Annotated in this window: 19 protein-coding genes; 5 read left to right on the top strand and 14 right to left on the bottom strand. The window is 44.2% G+C overall.

Annotated elements, in window-relative coordinates; genetic code table 11:
* The first annotated feature begins 42 nt into the window (after positions 1-42).
* The 3 genes from ACWPWY_RS23005 to ACWPWY_RS22995 all read left to right on the top strand — a co-directional run bounded on the left by ACWPWY_RS23005 (position 43) and on the right by ACWPWY_RS22995 (position 2,444).
* A complete protein-coding gene (locus ACWPWY_RS23005) occupies positions 43-666 on the top strand; it encodes a pyridoxamine 5'-phosphate oxidase family protein (RefSeq protein ID WP_454193806.1) in 624 nt (207 codons plus the stop codon).
* Positions 667-838: 172 nt separating this feature from the next.
* Positions 839-2,137: an aminotransferase class I/II-fold pyridoxal phosphate-dependent enzyme gene (locus ACWPWY_RS23000; protein ID WP_454193805.1), complete on the top strand. Its 1,299-nt coding sequence runs from the start codon at positions 839-841 to the stop codon at positions 2,135-2,137.
* A gap of 166 nt (positions 2,138-2,303) precedes the next feature.
* Complete coding sequence (locus ACWPWY_RS22995) at positions 2,304-2,444, top strand: YjcZ family sporulation protein (RefSeq protein ID WP_454193804.1); 141 nt, start codon at positions 2,304-2,306, stop codon at positions 2,442-2,444.
* 128 nt (positions 2,445-2,572) lie between these two features.
* On the opposite strand, the gene ACWPWY_RS22990 is transcribed toward ACWPWY_RS22995, so the two are convergent.
* From ACWPWY_RS22990 to ACWPWY_RS22965, 6 genes are all read right to left on the bottom strand, one after another.
* Positions 2,573-3,790 (bottom strand): ABC transporter permease, encoded by a 1,218-nt coding sequence (locus ACWPWY_RS22990; RefSeq protein WP_454193803.1) that lies wholly within the window; start codon positions 3,788-3,790, stop codon positions 2,573-2,575.
* Positions 3,791-3,792: 2 nt separating this feature from the next.
* Positions 3,793-4,539 (bottom strand): ABC transporter ATP-binding protein, encoded by a 747-nt coding sequence (locus tag ACWPWY_RS22985; RefSeq protein ID WP_454193802.1) that lies wholly within the window; start codon positions 4,537-4,539, stop codon positions 3,793-3,795.
* Positions 4,540-4,568: 29 nt separating this feature from the next.
* Entirely contained in the window at positions 4,569-5,915 is a 1,347-nt protein-coding gene (locus ACWPWY_RS22980; RefSeq protein ID WP_454193801.1) for a DEAD/DEAH box helicase, read from the bottom strand.
* A gap of 145 nt (positions 5,916-6,060) precedes the next feature.
* The gene (locus tag ACWPWY_RS22975; RefSeq protein WP_454193800.1) at positions 6,061-6,837 is read right to left on the bottom strand and encodes an SDR family NAD(P)-dependent oxidoreductase; all 777 of its coding nucleotides are present in this window, start codon (positions 6,835-6,837) and stop codon (positions 6,061-6,063) included.
* A gap of 104 nt (positions 6,838-6,941) precedes the next feature.
* Complete coding sequence (locus tag ACWPWY_RS22970; protein ID WP_454193799.1) at positions 6,942-7,400, bottom strand: chemotaxis protein CheX; 459 nt, start codon at positions 7,398-7,400, stop codon at positions 6,942-6,944.
* 250 nt (positions 7,401-7,650) lie between these two features.
* Positions 7,651-8,988: an MFS transporter gene (locus tag ACWPWY_RS22965; protein WP_454193798.1), complete on the bottom strand. Its 1,338-nt coding sequence runs from the start codon at positions 8,986-8,988 to the stop codon at positions 7,651-7,653.
* 179 nt (positions 8,989-9,167) lie between these two features.
* On the opposite strand from ACWPWY_RS22965, the gene ACWPWY_RS22960 reads away from it, so the two are divergent.
* The gene (locus ACWPWY_RS22960; protein ID WP_454193797.1) at positions 9,168-10,070 is read left to right on the top strand and encodes a LysR family transcriptional regulator; all 903 of its coding nucleotides are present in this window, start codon (positions 9,168-9,170) and stop codon (positions 10,068-10,070) included.
* A gap of 18 nt (positions 10,071-10,088) precedes the next feature.
* Positions 10,089-10,898: a histidinol-phosphatase gene (locus ACWPWY_RS22955; RefSeq protein ID WP_454193796.1), complete on the top strand. Its 810-nt coding sequence runs from the start codon at positions 10,089-10,091 to the stop codon at positions 10,896-10,898.
* A 161-nt stretch (positions 10,899-11,059) separates the two neighbouring features.
* Here ACWPWY_RS22955 and ACWPWY_RS22950 read toward each other — a convergent pair whose 3' ends face one another.
* The 8 genes from ACWPWY_RS22950 to ACWPWY_RS22915 all read right to left on the bottom strand — a co-directional run bounded on the left by ACWPWY_RS22950 (position 11,060) and on the right by ACWPWY_RS22915 (position 18,640).
* A complete protein-coding gene (locus ACWPWY_RS22950) occupies positions 11,060-12,022 on the bottom strand; it encodes a DMT family transporter (protein WP_454193795.1) in 963 nt (320 codons plus the stop codon).
* A complete protein-coding gene (locus ACWPWY_RS22945) occupies positions 12,000-12,602 on the bottom strand; it encodes a GNAT family N-acetyltransferase (protein ID WP_454193794.1) in 603 nt (200 codons plus the stop codon). The genes ACWPWY_RS22950 and ACWPWY_RS22945 overlap by 23 nt, the downstream gene beginning before the upstream one ends.
* 31 nt (positions 12,603-12,633) lie before the next feature.
* Entirely contained in the window at positions 12,634-13,401 is a 768-nt protein-coding gene (locus ACWPWY_RS22940) for a metallophosphoesterase family protein (RefSeq protein WP_454193932.1), read from the bottom strand.
* 55 nt (positions 13,402-13,456) lie between these two features.
* The gene (locus ACWPWY_RS22935; RefSeq protein WP_454193793.1) at positions 13,457-14,407 is read right to left on the bottom strand and encodes a metallophosphoesterase; all 951 of its coding nucleotides are present in this window, start codon (positions 14,405-14,407) and stop codon (positions 13,457-13,459) included.
* Positions 14,408-14,439: 32 nt separating this feature from the next.
* Positions 14,440-15,264, bottom strand: a complete 825-nt coding sequence (locus ACWPWY_RS22930) for an aminoglycoside N(3)-acetyltransferase (RefSeq protein WP_454193792.1) — start codon at positions 15,262-15,264, stop codon at positions 14,440-14,442.
* 124 nt (positions 15,265-15,388) lie between these two features.
* Complete coding sequence (gene sdhB, locus ACWPWY_RS22925) at positions 15,389-16,162, bottom strand: succinate dehydrogenase iron-sulfur subunit (protein ID WP_454193791.1); 774 nt, start codon at positions 16,160-16,162, stop codon at positions 15,389-15,391.
* 50 nt (positions 16,163-16,212) lie between these two features.
* Positions 16,213-17,955, bottom strand: a complete 1,743-nt coding sequence (sdhA, locus tag ACWPWY_RS22920) for a succinate dehydrogenase flavoprotein subunit (RefSeq protein WP_454193790.1) — start codon at positions 17,953-17,955, stop codon at positions 16,213-16,215.
* A 22-nt stretch (positions 17,956-17,977) separates the two neighbouring features.
* A complete protein-coding gene (locus ACWPWY_RS22915) occupies positions 17,978-18,640 on the bottom strand; it encodes a succinate dehydrogenase cytochrome b558 subunit (RefSeq protein WP_454193789.1) in 663 nt (220 codons plus the stop codon).
* Positions 18,641-18,882: the final 242 nt, after the last annotated feature.

The raw sequence follows: 18,882 nt of genomic DNA, 5'->3' as shown, positions 1-18,882 counted from the left end.
TCCCTCTATGATAAATAAAACAAAGGGGAGGTACCACGATAAATGAGAAGAAAAGAATTTACGATAGAGCAAGAAGCAGAAATCGAGGCTTTTCTGGCAGAGAAAACCTATGGGTTTCTTGGAACCATAAGTGTGGATGGAGATCCGCATGTTACACCGCTGAATTTTGTATATGATAGCGGTTATGTTTATTTTCATGGAAGTCTTGCAGGCGAAAAGATGAAGCATCTTAAAGCAAAGACCGGGGTTAGTTTTAATGTAGCAGAAGAGTATGCACTCATTCCTTCCTACTTTAGTGATCCCTTGCTGGCCTGTCCTGCTACTGCGTATTTCAAAAGTGTCACGGTTTTTGGTCATGCGGAGAAAGTATCTGACCCTTCTGAAAAAGCAAAGGCGCTCTCCTTGTTCATGAATAAACTCCAACCGGAAGGCGGATACACTCCTATTAATGCAGACGACCCCTTATATAAAGGGCAGCTAAAAGCAGTTGCTGTTATTCGTATCGTACCTGACCGAGTTACAGCTAAATTTAAATTTGGACAAAACCTAGAGCAAAGTAAACACGAAAAAGTGCAAGCTTTGCTCGAAGAACGAGGAACGAAGAAAGACGTAGAAACAGCTGAACTCATGCGTAAATTTTGCCCGTTTCATACCGATCTAACATAAAAGTAACGCGTTCATGCAGTGGGTACTCGCCTAAAGCCTTTTTTCCGTGACGGCACTAGGTGTTGGTGCTATAATATGAGGCAGTAAATGGTGACTATCCGGGCTGCGTCTTATATTATCACCTTAGAAGGTCAGAACGGATGCAATTCAAAGACTTGGAAGGATGAATAAAATGAATCCACTAGCTTTACAGCTGAACGAAAGCATTCAAGCGAGCAGTAATCATGTATACGACATGCTCTCGAAGCTTGGCAAAGAACTTTATTATCCGAAGGAAGGTATTTTGAGTCAATCAGCAGAAGCTTCTAGCCGTGCCAAGAAATATAATGCTACAATCGGAATCGCCACTGAAAACGGTAAACCGATGCACCTTCAAGTCATTCAAGAAAAATTATCTGCTTATAAACCACAGGATTTGTATCCTTATGCACCTCCTGCAGGCAAACCGGCTCTCCGGGAAGCATGGCGTAAGAAAATGCTCGAAGAGACCCCCTCTTTACAAGGAAAATCATTTGGTAATCCCGTCGCTACGAATGCGCTCACCCATGGTCTCAGCATTGTTGCCGACCTATTCGTAGACGAAGGTGATGCTGTTATATATCCAGATAAAAACTGGGAGAACTATGAACTCACTTTTGGGGTTCGCAGACAGGGTAGACTCATTAACTATCCGCTGTTTAATGAGCATAATCAGTTTAACAGCGCAGGACTCAAAGAAGCTCTCCTATCTCAAAAAGATCAAGGGAAAGCGATTGTTGTACTTAATTTCCCGAATAACCCAACAGGGTATACGCCAGGGGCTGAGGAAGGCAAAGAAATTGTGACTGCCGTGAAAGAAGCCGCAGACGCAGGCATTAACGTCGTTGTTGTTACAGATGATGCTTATTTCGGTCTCTTCTTTGAAGATTCACTGCATGAATCCCTGTTTGGAAGTCTGACTAACATTCACCCGCGTATTCTGCCTATAAAAGTGGACGGCGCAACGAAGGAAGAATTCGTATGGGGCTTCCGTGTCGGCTTTATTACCTATGGTCATGAAAGTGCTGATGTATTATCTGCACTGGAACAAAAAACACTAGGTATTATTCGGGCAACCATTTCTAGCGGACCACACCCATCCCAGACTTTTGTACTTGATGCACTGAATTCGCCCGAATTCTCTGAACAAAAGCAAGAGAAATTTCTCATTATGAAGGCAAGAGCTAATAAAGTAAAAGCACTGCTCGATAGTGGAAAATACAGCGGTGCTTGGGATTACTATCCGTTTAACTCCGGTTATTTTATGTGCCTCAAGCTTACAAAAGTATCTGCTGAAGAACTGCGAATTCATCTGCTGAATGAATACAGAATCGGCACGATTGCCATTGGCGAACACGATCTGAGAATTGCCTTTTCTTCTCTTGAAGAAGAGCAGCTAGAAGATCTGTTTGATCTCATTTATCAGGCAGTTCAAGATCTAATCCAAGAATAGAATTCAACAATAAAAGGAAACTCTGTCGCTTTTCAGCACGGAGTTTCCTTTTTTTATTTGATATAGTAAGGCTTAAGCCCAAACCCTCAAGGTACACCTGTCATACAATACGTTGTACGCTTCGTTAAGAGGCGCACGACAAATCGATTTGAAAGGGGAATGTACAATGTCTGGATCTGAAGAAAGAAGCGGATATGGATACGGTGGAGGTTACGGCGGAGGTTACGGCGATAGTAAAAGCATTGGTGCAATCCTCGTACTCTTCATCTTGCTCGTGATTATTGCTAAATCGTTCATGAGCTACTAATTAAAAACCTGTTCTTGTAACCATTACAAGACAAAAGGCCGGGAACATCCCGGCCTTGTTTACTTCCCATTGGATCAATGGCAAGTACTCCCTTATTTCTTACATGTTTGTCCTCTTGCACCTTCCATTTACTCCATATCTTCCTCGTTTGACCACTTCTTACGTTCCGAGGCTCGGAACCAGCGGGCGATGAGTATACCTATTACGAATGTAATCAAGGTCTCTACCCATCTGCCCCACCCTCCAAGAAGCAGCGGGATGAATAACAAGACTACACCCGCCATCTGTAATACATAGACAAAACCAAGTACCTGTTCTCTTCGGCTTTGTGGGGTCACAGGATAGATATGAATCCAGAATGAATCATGGTGATTACGCCGGAGACCAGACAACTGAATTCCTAACAGGAATAAGAAGAACAGATAAACTCCGCTTCCCCATAAACTGTCTGCTGTCCAGTATACGAATAATCCGCCAATCACTGTAAGTCTTACGGTGATTCCAAGCAAGTCACTGCGCAGGAATGTTTTGACGATAAGATACTGAAATGCCGTTTGCTGTCCCCAGCGAAGCCGATCAGCGAGTGGTGCCAGCCACTTCCGGGCATGAACCCGCTGACGAGAAGCAGGAACTTCTACAAACCAACCTAACGTCTTCATCGCTCGTGAACTTTGGTTCTGCTCTGTCTCGATCAGATTTTCCCAATGAACAGGCAGTTTCACGGGAAACCGAAGAGAAACCAGATATAATCCGGCAAGCAAGGCAATGAAAATCAGACTTAACGCAAGCGAGTGCCATAAAAATGCATATAAACTCACTATAATAAAACCGTATCTAAGTACTCGATACCCTAATCGTGCAGACCGTGATAGCATCTGTTGCTCAGTCCATCCACCATAGCTGGCAAAGTACTTAAGCAATAGAAGCACAAGTAAGAACAGATAAAAGGGCTTCGGTGCTCCTTCACTGCGAATATAAAGCGGCCATAAAAGAATGAATAATAGAACAAGACCTACCGACTTATAGACGATCCCTCTTACAAAACTGTTCTGTAAATACAGATTCATTCGATATTCCTGAGGTCTTAGAAAGACGATATCTGCCTGCTGCAGATACGTTCTAAAGCTGCTGAATATCACGGGAGGAGCAAGCACAACAAGCATAACCAGGTTGATCGGAAATCCTTCAGGGATATCCTGGACAAGTGCGGTATACCATGCGGAAAAAGCAATCAGGGCGAACCCCATCATCACTGCTACCCCGCTCTGCATTACATACCCTAAATAAGGAGTAATCTGATTCCAGAAAGCGGAACGCCTTGTTTTCCATAGCTGCTTCAGATCCATCTTCAATCCCTGCCTTGTACAAGTTGATAGAATAGATCTTCGAGCGGAGCTTGCTCCATCGCGAACTGTTCACGCAGTTCTGTGAGTGTTCCTTGCGCTATAATTTTGCCGCTGTGAAGAATGATGAATCTGTCACAGTAATTTTCGATAGTCGATAGAATATGTGAACTAAGCAAAATGGAAGCACCCGATGCGCGAATTTCCATCATAAAGTCCAGCAAAGACCGAATACCTAGCGGGTCAAGACCAAGGAAAGGCTCATCGATAATGTAAAGCGGTGGTCTTGCGACAAAAGCGCTCATAATCATCACTTTTTGCCGCATCCCTTTGGACAAATGAGACGACAAGGTATCTTTCTTATCTCTCATTCGGAACATGTCCAGCAAATGATCGGCCCGTTCCTTAAACTCTGCTTTGGTCACGTTATAAGCACGTGCTGTAAATTCCAGATGCTCCATAACGGTCATTTCCATAAACAGTTCCGGTGATTCAGGAACAAAGGCCATTCCGCTCTGATAAGATTCAGGATCTTCTTCTCTTCGTTTCCCTTGAATCAGAACCTCCCCTTGCTGCGGAACCATCAGGCCGAGTATATGCTTCATGGTCGTACTTTTCCCCGCCCCGTTAAGTCCAATCAGGCCTACCATCTCACCAGGAGCCACCTGAAAATCAATATGATGCAGCACGGGTTTTTTGGCACTATACCCTCCGCTAAGATTATTAATTTGCAGAATCGGTGATTGTTCCATGATATCCCCCGCTTTCTTCTATATTAGACTTATTGCTCTTTTTTCTTGTCTTTAAGCCATTTTGGAGCCCCTTTGTTCTTCCGATCCCGTTCTCTCTCGTTCTTGCGTCCAGGAACAGCGGAGGATTGCTCGCGTTCTTTCGTACTGCTTGTGCGAACCGCTGGTTTTCCATAAGAAGCGGAAGCAGAAGCAGAAGAATCTTTTTTAGTAAATGTGCGCTGAGGTCTATTGGAAGAAACCGCCGGTCCATCTTTAATTTCTCCACCCTGCATTGCTCGTTCATTCAACTCAATGCCAAGTTCTCTAGCAAATTTACGCATGATAAAGGTCTCTTTTTCCCCAACGATGGATACAACCGTTCCCGTCTTGCCCATCCGTCCTGTTCTGCCTGCACGGTGAACATAATGATCGGAGTCAAAAGCAGGATCAAAGTTAATGACAAGCGGTAAATCTTGAATATCAAGACCTCGTGCAGCTACATCACTGGCAATAAGGAGCTTAATCTGTCCATCACGGAAAGCACTCAGAACCCGGGTCCGGGTCATTTTATCCGCATCTCCGTAAAGAGCAGCCGCAGAGATACCCATGTAGTTCATTTTCGCTTCTACTTCCGAAATCGTCTCGGCATTATTAGCAAACACAAGCGCTTTAGTAGGGTCAAAATGACGCACCACACGGCGAAGCATATCAATTTTCTCGCGCTCACCCGCTACAAAATACAAATGGGTGAGTCCTGCTGCCGTCATTTGCTCGGGATCAATACCAATCGTGACTAGATCTTTCATTTCACGTTCAGCCAGTCTCCGTGTTCCTTCATCAACGGTAGCAGATACAAAGACGAGCTGGCGATCTCTAAGTGCACTGCGCAGAATATGATTCACATCACCTACACCGCCCAGCTGAAATACCTGATCGGCTTCATCGATAACAATCGTTTTGACCTGATGCATTTTGAGTTTACGTACTTCAATTAATTCGCGTACTCGGCCCGGGGTCCCTACGACAATCTCAGGATGCTCTTTCAGCTTCTCAATCTGACGTTTGATGGCAGCACCGCCAATAAGACCAAGGGTCTTAATTCCTTTATATGCACCGTACATTTCTGCTTCTCGTACAATTTGCATAGCAAGCTCTTGTGTTGGAGCAAGAATTACTTTTTGTGTTCCTTTCACATTCGTATCTACCGTTTCAAAAAGCGGTAGCAAATACGCTAATGTTTTTCCTGTTCCGGTCTGGGAACGAGCAAGTACATCTTTTCCTTCACGTATTACAGGAATCGTCTGTTCCTGTACGGGAGAAGGCTCCGTAATCCCTTTATCCGAAAGCAATTGTATTAAATCCGGGTGTAGCCCGAGTGAATCAAAACTTGTTGTCATTTTTATTAGTCCATCCTTTGTTTGAAAATCGATTATATTTCATTATATGCGAAAACAGGCGCTGTACCAAATACGATCTTTTTTTTCGTCATAAAAAAACGAAAAATAAAGCCCCTAAGCTTGTAATTAGCCAGGAGCTTTCCCTTTATTTTCGGTTCATGATTCCATAGGTTAACCTATCTGCAAATCTTGGAAACAACTGATAAAGCCGCATACCAAAAGCCGCTGATCGTGGGAGATTTACCTCTTCCTTGCGGCGGATGATCGCCTGCACAATCTTATCAGCTACGTATTCGGGTTTCATGATGAAGCTACCCAGATTTTTCATATAACCGCCGTCCGGATCTGCCAGTTCGAAAAAAGGGGTATCAATAGGTCCCGGATTAATCGTTGTTACGTGAACGCCCGACTTTCTATATTCCTGTCTCAGCGCATTGCTAAAGCCGAGAACCGCATGTTTCGTCGCTGTGTAGGAAGCGGATTTTGCAGTTCCGATCTTTCCTGCCATCGAGGCAACATTCACGATTTGACCCTGCCCTGCTTTCAGCATATAAGGCAATACGGCCTTTGTTACCCGTACCGTTCCCATATAATTCACATCCATCATATCTTCGAAAGAAGACACAGGCATATCAACAAACGATTCAAATTGTCCATAACCCGCATTATTAAGTACGATATCAATTTTCCCGTACTTTTCTATGATTTTCTCTACGCTGGACTGTACTTCCCTTGTATCTGTTACATCCATCTTCAGCCATTCATGAGTACCGCCTATGGACTGACTGATATGGGTTAGCTTTTCCTCTGATCTTGCCGTCAAGATCGGAATTGCACCCTCCGCACTCAGCTTCTGTGCACATAAAGCGCCGATACCGCTTGATGCTCCGGTAATCAGTACAACTTTGTCTTGTAACCTCATCGCCATCTATCCTCCAGCCTGCAGTTCGCTATATTCTTATTATGATAATGCACTCGTATGTAAAAAACAAAACTAGAATAGCGAGCTGCCGCTTAGAGAACGGTTTAAGAGATCATAACTTGAATATCTAACTCTCCGATGCCGTCCATTGATATAGGAATACAAAGTGCCTGACTGACGAGATCCATACCGGGATGAGAAGATTTCATCACTTGCGGCGGAGTAATATCAACGGAGTAGCCCTGGTTATATAGAATGGTACTTGCATTCCCACTAATCATATTACCGAGTTCTGAAATAGCGCTCTGCCCCATCTCATCCATCTCAGAAATGATAAATCCGCCCATCATAGCGGATACGATACGCAGTGCGACCTGTTCCTCAATTCCAAAAACAACTTTGCCGTTCAGTTGTCCTGTCATTCCGATCATGATCCATATATGGTCCTCTAAGTACTCCACTTTTTTGATACCCAGTTGACCGGTGGAAGGTGATATTTGAATCAATTGTTCAAATACGAGCCGTGCGGACTCCAAAAACGGATTAATCACTTCGGCTTTCAACGATTTTGCCCCCTTACTGGGTTAATGGTCTCGAACCAAAAGTCCCATTATAATTAACATTATTATACTTGAAGCCACATGTTAATTCATTACGAATTAAATCCAAAGGCCCATAATAACTGTTATCGACAGATAAGAAGGGATTGTTTATACATGAATAAGAAGTCCTGCTAAATCACATGCATGCAATTAGGTAAGTCTGAAGATTCACAATCTTATTTTCCTAGTTCAAAAGACCCCGGAACTTCTCTTACACTGTAAAACCACTAGGTGTATTATGATCCGGCGGTAAAGACTTATCATCATCCTCTATTGCTTCTCTCTCCCCTTTTGATAAATCAACCTTCGTTAAGAACCACATCCCTGCTAAGAAAAAGAACAAAACGGACAAGATTGCAAGCCGGCTTGTGCCTGTCAGTGCTGCCGTAAGGCCAAATACAGCTGGGCCGAGCGCGGCAGATACTTTGCCGGACAAACTCATAAAACCAAAAAATTCAGTGGCTTTGCTTGCAGGAACAAGCTGACTGTAAATTGACCTTGCGAGGGACTGACTTCCTCCCTGCACCATACCAACCATCGCCGCCAGAATATAGAAGTGAAGCGGACTATTCATAAAATAACCAACCATAACAATCACCACATAAAACCCTAGGGATAAATAAAGGGCATTTTTAGCACCCATTTTGGCCGGTAGTTTCTCAAATAGAAAAGTAAATGGAACACCAACAAACTGAGTAATCAGTAACGCCGCTATTAGATGTGTAGCGCCAATGCCAATCTCAGCACCATAAATAGCAGCCATACTAATAATCGTGCTGATTCCATCGTTAAAAAGCCAAAAGGCTACTAAATATTTAAATAGTTCAGGATATTTTTTAATATGTAACAAGGTACGAAGAACGCTTTTTATACTTTGTTTCGCGGTGCGAAGTACCCCTATCTTAGGAGAGAATTGTGAAGGATCGGTGTGTTTAGGCTCAATCAGTGGAACATTTCGAAACAAGGGAATCGAAAACAGCAGCCACCATAAACCAGCGGTCATAAAAACGATTTGCATCGCTTGGATTTGAGAGGTGAAGCCAATGCTTTCCCATCCTTGAATGAGCACAATATGCACAAGAAGTAAGAGGCCTCCCCCAAGATAACCGTAGGTATAACCACGTGCAGACAAAGCATGTCGCTGATCTGGCGGCGCAATATCACGCAGCATAGAGTCATAGAATGTATTTCCACCGGAGAAACCGAGCGTTGCAATAATAAAGAGGACAGAGACAGCTACATAATCTCCTTTGCCTGTAAAGCCAATGAGTGCACTTGCAACAGCTCCTACAATAGCAGCGATCAGTAGAAAAAGCCCTTTCCTCCCCCCTTGGTCTGCAGCTGCACCAAGCAGCGGTGCGGCCACAGCAACAAGAATCATGGCTATCGTTTGAGAGAAAGCCCAGTAACTCGTAGCTACCGCTCCCTCAAGATCAGCGGCAGCCACTGTTTGATAGAACACAGGAAGTACCGCTGCGATCATTGTCGTTGCAAACGCAGAATTAGCCCAATCATACATTGCCCAGGCCCTTGCACGTTTTTGGTCCACCTAAACCCCTCCATCTTTATACGAATCTTTGATATAGGCCACTTTACAGGAGATGTATGAAATATATTCAAGCTTTCTATTAAAAATGAAAACATACCAGCGTTGCCCTCCACCTATCAATCCCCTATAATTTAAAAAAGAACGATATCTATGCACTCTTCAACGTCAGGAGGCACGTCATGAACATCAGTCAACTGGAGACACTGATCACGATTTCTAAAACGATGAGCTTCCGCAAAGCCGGAGAACTTCTCAATCTAACGCAACCTGCTGTGTCGGCTCAAATTAAAAGTCTGGAAGACGAGTTTCGGACGGTGCTGGTTGACCGTACGCAGCCCGTAACACTAACCGATCGCGGCATGGTATTTTTAAATCATGCGGAACGGATTCTTGATATTGTGGATGAACTCAAACTTAAGCTCTCCGACCTCGATCAAAATCCACAAGGACATATTGTGCTTGGAACGACGACTTCGATCGCGATTCAGATTCTGCCGCGAATTCTGTCCTATTTTCAGGATCAATTTCCTTTAATAAAAACGAGTATTCAGTCCATGCCCTCCTCCCAAATTTATCAGCAAGTAGAAAATAGCATGATCGATGTGGGAATCGGTTATCTTATTGAACGTAACCCTAATTTAAATACGTCTGTACTTTACTATGATACGTTTGAGCTCGTGGTCTCACCGCATCATCCATTGGCTCAGAAAAAACATGCAACTATTGAGGTATTAGGTACAACCCCCTTAATTATGCTTTCTCCTGATACGGTAGGAAGAAAGTTTGTTGATGACATTCTGCAGAAACATCAGATTGAACCAAATGTCGTAATGGAATTGTCCAGTAGTGAAGAAATCAAAAGAATGGTGGAGCTTAACCTGGGCGCGGCAGTCATTTCAAAACAGTCAACTGCAAGTGAACTCCGCTCAGGCTCACTAGTTATGATCCCGCTCAGCGAACTTGGAGTTGCTCATCCTGTTGGTGTCATCTACAAATCCACCCGATATTTAAACTCCGCGATGCAGCAGTTTTTAAGTGACCTGAAAGGCATGCCAGAAACTCAGTTTGTCAGTTCCGAATAGAATAGGAGGACTCTACCCTTGAAATTTGATCTGCACACGCACCACGTTCGCTGTGGTCATGCAAACGGAACCATAAGAGATTACGTTGAAGCTGGGATATCTGCTGGCCTCCAAGTGATTGGTATTTCTGATCATACCCCTTACTTTGGAAGGGAAGAAGAACAGGCTTTTCCCAAAATTGCGATGGCAAAAAGCGAGCTTGTTAACTATGTGGAGGAAGTACTCTCTCTCAAGAAAGAATATGCAGGAAAAATTGATGTTCTGCTTGGCATTGAGTCAGACTTTTTTCCCGAGTTTGCTGAAGTGTATCGCGAAACGCTAAACAAGTATCCGTTCGACTACATTATCGGTTCCGTACATAGTACGGGAGGAGTTAGTATTTTTAACAAAAATCGTTGGAAAAAACATAATGAGAAAGAAAGAATTGAAGTTAAAGAAACCTATTATGATTTGATACGGCAATCTGCCAAAAGCGGGATGTTCCAAATACTCGGTCATATTGATGCGATGAAAGGGAATTATCCTGACTTTTCTAAAATACCGGCGGAAAAAGCGATTGACGATACGCTCCAAACGATTGCGGAAGAACGGATTGCTATTGAGATTAATACATCCGGCAAAACCAAACTTAGCGGCGGCTGGTACCCTTCTGACGAGATCTTAGAGCGCGCCCATCATTATGGTGTGTATGTTACATTTGGTTCTGATGCGCATAAACCAGAGCGTGTTGGTGATGAATGGGAAGAGGTGCGTAGCAAGCTGAAAGAAATTGGATTTGAGAGCTGGGTCTATTTCAAACAAAAAGAAATGCAGGTTGTTCCGCTCTAGCTTAACTCCAAATAAAAAAAGGGACCCGTTGAGCTCGCTCACGGGTCCTAACTGCATTTTATATTATCAAAAAGGGGGTCATGAGATCAGTTTACCCTGTCTCTGTTAGAGTTTAGTGTCAGCAATATTTCATTTGTGTAACAAGATATGTTAATGCGATATCATCGGGTGTTGTTCGTTGTTTTCAACCGTTTTAGACGCTTGTCCGAAACCGACCGATTCACGATGATAATACCGCTAACTACAAGCGATAGAGATACCGCTATCCAACCTGACAGCTCTTCTCCAAGGATCAGAGAGGATAGAATTACTCCGAATACCGGAATGAAAAATAAATACATCGAGACCCGGCCCACTTCATTATATTTCATAATGGTATTCCATAATCCAAAACCAGCAGCTGATAGCAAGGCAAGATAAAATAAATATAAGAAAGTTGTTCCGTCCATGGGAAATGGGACAAAACCAGTAACAGGGACACTAATGACAAGCAGCATAATCCCGCCCAGCATCATCTGTCTTCCTGTCAAAGATAAGACCGGTTCGTTTTTACTCTCCTGTCTAGCGAGCACATTCCCTACTCCGCCAAACATCGCAGAACCGAGCAGTAATAATTCTCCCCATCCAAAGGAAATCTCCATATTTCCATTTCCTATCCCCGCAGCCGCAATGCCTGCAAACCCAAGGAACAAACCTGATATTTTCATCAAAGTAAGTCTTTCTGATGCGTCAAACAACCGCACCGATAACATTTGAAACAGGGAAGTGGAGCCTACGATAATAGACCCTTGTATTCCTGTACTATAACTAAGTCCTACATAGAGCAGTAGGTACTGAAGAAATGTCTGAATGAGTGCGAGTCGGCCAAGCCGTCCTTTTCTTATTCTTTGCTCAGATCCGCTCTTCTTTCTCTGGAACAGATAGTGAAATAAGACTAGCAGCATACCTGCCAGCGTAAAGCGATATCCCGCGAACAGCCATTGTTCACTAATATTGCCCGCCTCGATATCAAGTGCTGCATATCCTTTTTTAATAACAGGCATGGCACTGCCCCACAGTAATGTGGCCACTGCTGAACTTACGACAATGCCTGCCGGATGTCTAAACCAATTTTCCGCTTTCATGATAACCTCTTCTATTGTGTCTGTATTGTTCTTTGTCTGTCTCATAGACAAGAATGTCTTGCTTCTGCATTTGAAGTAAGGAAAAGTGCTGTTGTGTCTTTTTATGAGTAAAACCGCTTCTACATAGCAATTTCTGAGAGCGATCATTCTGCTCGTGACATCTTGCTTCCAGCCGAGTAAAATCAAGCTCCTCAAAACCAAACCGGATCAGCCGCTCTAAAGCTTCTGCAGCATAACCTTGACCCCAATATGCCTGATCAAACATATAACCAATCTGCGCTTGCTTCTGCGACTCTTTCCACTGCTGAAACGAGATAACCCCAATGAGATGCCCTGATTCCTGCAAACAAATTCCGTAATGTATGGATTCGAGTTTTGCTCCAGATATCCGTATTTCTTTCATAATGCGTCTTGCACGTATCTTGGTCGGTAAATTTACTCGATTTAAATATTGAATCACTTCACTATCGTTTAAAAATTGAAAGATTACCTCGTCATCTTCAGGCGCTAAAGCTCTCATACGCAAGCGGTCTGAAGTTAGTATCGGCAAACCCTGTCTCAGCGCAAGTTTTGTAAACATGAAAGTGAGTGTACTCCTTCTTCGAAAAAAGTTACTTTCCTTGTAATCCGCGATAAACTCCCGTTCGGATTTCTTTGATGTACAGATCAATATTAGGTGCATTCGATTGTAACGCCTTAGATACTTCTGCTTCAATATCATAAGGTACACGAACAAACTGCACATTGAAAGGTTGGCTTGGAGTGTTTGTTTCAAGCTCAGCTTGTTCTTCCGCAGTTCCCTCTATAATACAATAGGAAGCCTCCGGCAGATCAAGGGGATTACCGACACTGCCTACATTGAATAGCAGTTTACCGTTCAAATATTGTAAGTAGGCATTGTGTACATCCCCATAAGCAACAACATCGGGCTCTCCAGCACACCTCTCCTTCGAGACAGACTCTGAAATGACACCAAACATCCCCATTCTTTCTTCAAGCTCATCCCAAGGCTGTACCCGGTGATATACACTTGTAGACGAGGCATGAACAAGCCGAATCAGTCTACCGCTTAGCCGAAAGTGATAACTGAAAGGAAGTGCTGCCAAGTAGGATAACCGCTCCTCCCCAAGACTTTCTGCATGCCATTCAAAATGTGGACCGGGCTGTCTCTTAGCAACAAGTTCATCCCAATTACCACGCACAATAACTTCGCAGTTCTCACGAACACTATCCACAGCTGAGATCGAGTCAGGACCTTTACCAACTAGATCACCCAAGCAAAAGATACGGGTAATTCCTCTTTTACGAATATCTTCTAGCACCGCATTCCATGCTGTCATGTTGCCATGAATATCGGAAACAATTGCGATTTGTTCCATGTTATCATTCCTTTCTGCCTTCTTTGCCAGCTTTACTTCTACGATGCCATGAATGTTACACATGAACAATGGTCAGCTCCGGTCTGCATAGAAAACGGATAGGCAGCTGAGTCATTCCGACTCCACGATTCACATAAACAGGCATGGATTTTCCTTTTTCACCTGTGTAATACAGTCCTTGAATGTACTTCTCAGATCCTCTTGGAGTGGTAAGCGCTCCTACAAAAGGTGCTCTAACCTGCCCCCCATGGCTATGTCCTGATAATTGTAAATCATAATCATAATCCTTTGCGATATCCGCATAATCAGGCTCATGCATGAGAAGTAAAGCAAATGTTCCTTTTTTCAGCCCTCTGCGGGCTGCTTCGGGATCAGGTACTCCGTTTAATGCATCATCTAATCCTACGATGGCTATTTTTTCTCCCTCGCGCTCCACAGTGATATGATCATTCACGAGTAATGTGAACCCTGCTTCCCTGTACATTTGAGCGAGTCGTTCATATTCACGTCCACGATAATCATGATTCCCGAGAACGGCATACTTTCCGAGTGGGGCTTTCATGGATTGTAACAAGGGAATACATTCTTCCATTGGCTCGGCTCGGCCTTCTAACATATCACCTGTAAAACAGATGATATCCGGATTTTGACTGGCTAGAGCTGAAGCAAGACGCTCCATATCCGATAGATCCATATGAAATCCCAGATGCATATCACTGAAATGGGCGATTTTCATACCATGAAAAGCTTTGGGGAGCCGCGGCAATGACAGCTCTACATGCTCTACTTCAAGTCGCCTCGGCTCCCATAACCACGCATATCCTCCTGTAAAAATACCGGCACTTGCTGTAAGAGCAAGTTTGCTCGCTTTTTTAAGAAAACGCCGGCGGGAGGGATCATGCACTTTTTCTTTTCCTGGGAAAATCGCTGGGACCGTTTCGCGTCCATCTTTTGGTCGCTCCGGTTTACGGTCATTCTGCCCTGAATGTACTCGTGTTTCCTTCATTAGGAGGCCCCCTTTCTTCACCTAACCATCACTTAGTTTTCCTTATCTATCTTTCTATTTGTACTCAACCATGTTTTTGCATAATCAACCAAGGCCCGCTGTGGCGCCATAAAGCATGGAGCCCATCGAATCTGAACTTTATTATAAGGCGAAACTGCGGATTGCTCATAATCCGTGCCCAGTTTTTGAAAATCATCAGAGCTAATATTGTAGTCTCGGTATGTAATCCACTGCTTTACTCCATTCGATAGAACAGGCGCAGGGTGCTGGACTTCTTCCTTACCTGCATAACTTACTCGATATTCAGCTAGATGAAATGAAGTATTCCGCTCATGCCCGCAGCCAAGTAAGATAACATGCGCATCCAGTTCATATAGACGTCCTAATGGAGACTGCTCCCCGAGACTGTAGTCATAACTGTGGTCTTCTAATATATAGGAAGCCAGCGGTCCTGATGCAGCAAAAGACACATGCGGATGTCTGCTGCGGCAGGTATTTTTAGCCTGCCGGAATGCATCTACAATGACGCCCATTCCTGCGGTTTCCGTGATATCGGGATCATATGCAGGCATCTCATCACGAATCAAATCCCACCATTTAGAATCAGCCGGTGGATTCATCCATGTAGAAGGATCTGTCAGATCCATCGATTGGGTAGGCATAACTATGGTTCCTTCCGGTCCAATCACATCCTGAAGCGCTAAAACAACTGCCGGAGGTCCACCTGGGACCCAACCTCCAAAACTCTTCATTGAAGAATGGACAAGAATCGTCATTCCGGACTTCAGCCCGAGGTTCGCAAGCCCTTCCGCTATTTCAGAACGGGTCACGGGTCTTTCTATAATGGCGTCTGCCATAAAGATGCACTTCCCTTCTAGTGATCAAATTATATCATATTCTATATTTTATCTTTGTCATTCCAAACAAAAGAACCCCGTGCATAAAGAACGGGGTTCATGTTATATCGTTACTACTCGTACGTTACGCACCAAGCCAACGTTTAAACATATGCTTTGTCGTGTCTTTATTCATTTCCGCAATGGAAGTCGTCAGTGGAATTCCTTTTGGACAAGCACGTACACAGTTCTGTGAGTTACCACAGCCCTCGATCCCGCCGTCATCCATAAGTGCTTCCAGACGCTCTTCCTTGTTCATCTCACCCGTTGGATGTGAATTAAACAGACGAACTTGTGAAATGGCTGCTGGACCGATAAAGTCTGTTTTTTCATTTACGTTCGGGCAAGCTTCGAGACATACGCCGCATGTCATGCACTTCGACAGTTCGTAAGCCCACTGACGCTTCTTCTCAGGCATTCGAGGACCTGGTCCCAGGTCATAGGTACCATCGATTGGAATCCATGCCTTAACGCGCTTGAGCGCCTTAAACATCCGGTCACGATCGATAACAAGGTCACGCACAACCGGGAAGGTCTTCATTGGCTCAAGTCTAATGGGTTGTTCGAGCTGATCCACCAGTGCTGCACAAGCTTGGCGGGGCTTCCCGTTGATAACCATAGAACAAGCACCGCACACTTCTTCTAGACAGTTGGAGTCCCAGCAGACAGGGGCAATCTGTTTGCCCTCGGTATTCACTGGGTTCCGTTGGATCTCCATCAAAGCACTAATTACGTTCATTCCCGGTCGGTACGGAAGCTCGAACTCTTCGTTGTACGAAGCGGATTCCGGTTTATCTTGACGGGTAATAATAAACTTCACAGTTTTAGATGATTGTTTTGTCACCGTAGTTTCTGCCATGATGTTTCCCTCCTCACTTATTACTGCAGGATTACTGCTGATATCCTAACTTAATCTTTGGAGTAGTCACGAATACGCGGCGGAATCAGCGATACGTCAACATCCTCATAAGAAATCTTAGGTCCTTCTTTACTCCATGTTGCGATACTTGTTTTTAGGAAGTTCTCATCATCACGTTCCGGGAAGTCCGGTTTATAATGAGCCCCGCGGCTTTCGTCACGTAATAAAGCGCCCAGTGTCATGGCTTCCGATAACTCCAGCATGTTCCAGAGTTGTCTTGTAAACGAAGCCCCCGCATTGTTCCAACTAGATGTATCGTTCACATTAATGTTCTTATAACGTTCTTTCAGTTCTTTAATCTTACCAATCGTTTGCTCAAGCTTGTTGTTGTGACGAACAACCGTCATGTTGTCTGTCATCCATTCGCCCAGCTCTTTATGAATTACGTAGGCATTCTCGCTGCCTTGCATTTTAGTAATTTGGTCATACTTCTCTGATTGTTGTTTTCTGTACCCATCAAAAACAGAAGAAGAAACATCTTGTGTAGATTTCTTCATTCCTTTGATGTACTCCACTGCTTTCGGTCCGGCAACCATACCGCCATAGATAGCTGACACCAGGGAATTCGCACCCAAACGGTTTGCACCATGATATTGATATTCGCATTCGCCGGCTGCAAACAATCCAGGGATATTGGTCATTTGGTTATAATCTACCCACATGCCGCCCATGGAATAATGAACTGCAGGGAAAATTTTCATTGGTATTTTACGCGGATCATCACCCATGAATTTCTCGTAAATTTCAATAATACCGCCGAGCTTTACATCCAGTTCCTTCGGATCTTTATGAGACAGGTCTAGATATACCATGTTCTCGCCATTGATTCCGAGTTTTTGACTCACGCAGACATCAAAAATCTCACGAGTCGCAATATCCCGTGGTACAAGGTTACCGTAAGAAGGATATTTCTCTTCAAGGAAATACCATGGCTTGCCGTCTTTATAAGTCCAAATTCGGCCGCCTTCACCACGCGCAGACTCAGACATCAGTCTCAGTTTGTCATCACCAGGAATCGCAGTCGGGTGAATCTGAATGAATTCACCATTCGCGTAGTTTACACCTTGTTGATAGACAGCACTTGCAGCTGTTCCTGTGTTAATTACGGAGTTTGTTGTTTTACCGAAAATAATACCAGGGCCGCCTGTTGCAAGAATGGTTGCATCTGCTGCAAAAGTAACAACTTCCATGTTACGCAGATCTTGAGCTACGATTCCGCGGCATACTCCCTCATCATCCACAACCGCTTGCAGGAACTCCCAATGTTCATGCTTAGTTACGAGTCCTGCTGTCTCCCAGCGGCGTACCTGCTCATCAAGTGCATATAGGAGCTGTTGTCCTGTCGTTGCACCCGCGAACGCTGTACGGTGATGCTTCGTTCCACCAAAACGGCGGAAATCAAGAAGTCCTTCTGGTGTACGGTTAAACATAACACCCATCCGGTCCATCAAATGGATAATACCCGGGGCAGCTTCACACATGGCTTTAACGGGAGGCTGATTTGCCAGGAAGTCACCGCCATAAACGGTGTCATCAAAATGAACCCAAGGAGAATCCCCTTCACCTTTCGTATTAACGGCTCCGTTGATCCCGCCCTGAGCACACACGGAGTGTGATCTTTTTACGGGTACGATCGAAAATAAATGAACATGGACGCCGGCTTCAGCCGCCTTAATGGTAGCCATGAGGCCTGCCAAACCACCGCCCACTACGATAACGTTAGTTGTAGCCACTTCAGTTCACTCTCCTTAAACCTTAGACTGTCTTCCATATTTCAATTAAAGCGGACGCTTCATCGAACTCTACGCCGCGGAATGCGAATAGTGATGCGATAAACATAACGGAAATGAGTGCAAACATACTCATACAAATATAAGAAGATACGCGCTGCGAACGAGGTCCGCGTGTGATTCCCCAGCTTACCAAGAAAGACCAAATTCCATTTGCAAAGTGGTATGATGCTGCTACTACACTGATCAAATAGATGACAAAGAAGATTGGATTCATCACGATATCGTGCATAACACTGCCGAGCTGTTCATGTGTCACGTTCCCAAGAGCTACCTGAACTCGTGTCTCGTATAAATGCCAGATTACGAATACAAACGTAATGACACCAGAAATCCGCTGCAGAGTGTACCTCCAGTTACGTTCGTTACCAAAGCGTCCCACATTCGGTTTCGCCTGATAAGCAATATACAACCCGTAAACACCATGGAACAGAAGCGGCAGCCAAATGAAGAACATCTCCAGGACAATTACGAGCGGAAGACTGTTCAGAAAAGCAACCGAATCCTTAAACGCTTGCGGGCCGCCCTCAACGGCTGAAAAATTCGTAATCAAATGCTCGAGGAAAAACAAGCTCAGCGGGATGACACCAAGAAGCGAGTGGAGCTTTCTCGAATAAAACCCTTTCATAAATTGACGTTCCCCTTTCCCATGTACAGCGTTTTCATATTTGAATTGAATGATCACCGCATTACCCTTTGCTACAAAGGGATCGACAAATTGCTCCCTATTCCTACTTGTGAACAACTTGTGTCATGTTTTATGTTACCTCTTTTTCTCGTATGATGGAATTGCAATATAATTATTACATGTTATAACTAAAAGGTATAAGCATACATTCCTGTTCCAAAGGATCCATTGGAGGTGCACGT

The organism is Paenibacillus sp. Marseille-Q7038, from assembly GCF_965111595.1.
This window is presented reverse-complemented; position numbering and strand designations above follow the sequence as displayed.

Bases quoted from the DNA above. Each gene is read 5' to 3' on its own strand.
- ACWPWY_RS23005 (WP_454193806.1), top strand. From the start codon at position 43: ATGAGAAGAAAAGAATTTACGATAGAGCAAGAAGCAGAAATCGAGGCT.
- ACWPWY_RS23000 (WP_454193805.1), top strand. From the start codon at position 839: ATGAATCCACTAGCTTTACAGCTGAACGAAAGCATTCAAGCGAGCAGT.
- ACWPWY_RS22995 (WP_454193804.1), top strand. From the start codon at position 2,304: ATGTCTGGATCTGAAGAAAGAAGCGGATATGGATACGGTGGAGGTTAC.
- ACWPWY_RS22990 (WP_454193803.1), bottom strand. From the start codon at position 3,790: ATGGATCTGAAGCAGCTATGGAAAACAAGGCGTTCCGCTTTCTGGAAT.
- ACWPWY_RS22985 (WP_454193802.1), bottom strand. From the start codon at position 4,539: ATGGAACAATCACCGATTCTGCAAATTAATAATCTTAGCGGAGGGTAT.
- ACWPWY_RS22980 (WP_454193801.1), bottom strand. From the start codon at position 5,915: ATGACAACAAGTTTTGATTCACTCGGGCTACACCCGGATTTAATACAA.
- ACWPWY_RS22975 (WP_454193800.1), bottom strand. From the start codon at position 6,837: ATGAGGTTACAAGACAAAGTTGTACTGATTACCGGAGCATCAAGCGGT.
- ACWPWY_RS22960 (WP_454193797.1), top strand. From the start codon at position 9,168: ATGAACATCAGTCAACTGGAGACACTGATCACGATTTCTAAAACGATG.
- ACWPWY_RS22950 (WP_454193795.1), bottom strand. From the start codon at position 12,022: ATGAAAGCGGAAAATTGGTTTAGACATCCGGCAGGCATTGTCGTAAGT.
- ACWPWY_RS22945 (WP_454193794.1), bottom strand. From the start codon at position 12,602: ATGTTTACAAAACTTGCGCTGAGACAGGGTTTGCCGATACTAACTTCA.
- ACWPWY_RS22940 (WP_454193932.1), bottom strand. From the start codon at position 13,401: ATGGAACAAATCGCAATTGTTTCCGATATTCATGGCAACATGACAGCA.
- ACWPWY_RS22935 (WP_454193793.1), bottom strand. From the start codon at position 14,407: ATGAAGGAAACACGAGTACATTCAGGGCAGAATGACCGTAAACCGGAG.
- ACWPWY_RS22930 (WP_454193792.1), bottom strand. From the start codon at position 15,264: ATGGCAGACGCCATTATAGAAAGACCCGTGACCCGTTCTGAAATAGCG.
- sdhB (WP_454193791.1), bottom strand. From the start codon at position 16,162: ATGGCAGAAACTACGGTGACAAAACAATCATCTAAAACTGTGAAGTTT.
- ACWPWY_RS22915 (WP_454193789.1), bottom strand. From the start codon at position 18,640: ATGAAAGGGTTTTATTCGAGAAAGCTCCACTCGCTTCTTGGTGTCATC.